Genomic DNA, 1,206 nt, shown 5'->3' on the forward strand with positions numbered 1-1,206 from the left:
GTCCTCAGGCGGCTCGACAGTCAGCAACTATGGCGGCGGCGGCAACGGTTACGCTGGAAACAACATAGGCTCGCAAGGTGCCGTCCGAATCATCTGGGGCACAGGCAAATCGTTTCCAGACAACGCTTCCTAAGGCATGAGCGCATCGTTGGACAAAAGGACCCGCGAGAATCATCGCCTGCCGCGCTGAACCCGCAAGTCTATCCGCTGCGCCGGCCCGTCAAGCGTGTGGCGGCACTACACACCGCGTAGCCCGCCTTAAAATCGACCACGGGACACGAACAGTACATCATGGAATCAGCCTTCTCGAAACCGACTTACTACCAGCACGAAGACGGCGGCATCTATCGCTTCTTTACGCTTGCGCCACAGACAGAAGGTGCGGGCGAGCACGCGGTGTACGAGCACGTCTGGCCGTTTGACGTTAAGCCGGCGGTCCGGCCGTCCTCGTTGTGGGCGCTGCGCTTTCGAGCCATGAGCGATGCCGAAGCTTTCGCGGCGATGGCGGGTAACCGCGAAGAATCTCAGAACGCTGTGAGCTGCGCAGCCCATCATCGGAGGGCTGGTGAAGTCGCCGTAAATCATTCGGATGCCCCGCAAGTCATGGACGTGCGGGGCATCTTCTTTTGAGAGGTCAGTTCGCGAGGCTAGGAAAAGACCGCCCAGTGCCCCATATGATTCGCACGGCGCCCTGAGCCGACAAGCCACCGTCCTGGCCACCCGCACCTCCGCCATAGGCGCCGCCTGAACCTGCCGAACCCGAGTTTCCGCTCGAGCCTCCTCCACCGGGGCTGCCAATTCCGCCATTTAAAACATTCGCGTTCACATTGGAGCCACCTGCACCGCTAGTGCCAAGGCCATAAAGGCCGACGCCGCCACCGCCACCTCCGTATGCGCCACTAACGTTGTTGGCCGAATAACCCGCGCCGCCTCCGCCTCCAGCTCCGCCTGCCCCGGACGATGCTGCCGTAGCTGTCCCGCTCCCTGTTGCCGAGGCCCCGTGTCCGCCATTGCCCGTGTAGCCGGCCGCCCCTCCTCCTCCCGAGCCATACGGGCCGCCAGTCCCGAAAAAGGAGCCGCCCGCTCCGCCGAGTCCGCCAGCCATATTAGAGCTGTGGCCGCCCCCACTACCGCCAGCGTTGGAGGTAGTGCCGGCGCCACCGTAGGCGGCGTAGACGATACCGCTAACCGTTATGGCCGAGGTCC

The 1,206-nt window shown here is 63.3% G+C and carries 1 protein-coding gene; it reads left to right on the forward strand.

The genetic code is table 11. From position 1 onward, the window contains the following. The first annotated feature begins 291 nt into the window (after positions 1-291). Complete coding sequence (locus tag F6X40_RS41490; protein ID WP_187631891.1) at positions 292-630, forward strand: hypothetical protein; 339 nt, start codon at positions 292-294, stop codon at positions 628-630. Positions 631-1,206: the final 576 nt, after the last annotated feature.

Origin of the sequence: Paraburkholderia sp. UCT31, assembly GCF_014397655.1 — a bacterium.
GTDB classification, from domain to species: domain Bacteria; phylum Pseudomonadota; class Gammaproteobacteria; order Burkholderiales; family Burkholderiaceae; genus Paraburkholderia; species Paraburkholderia tuberum.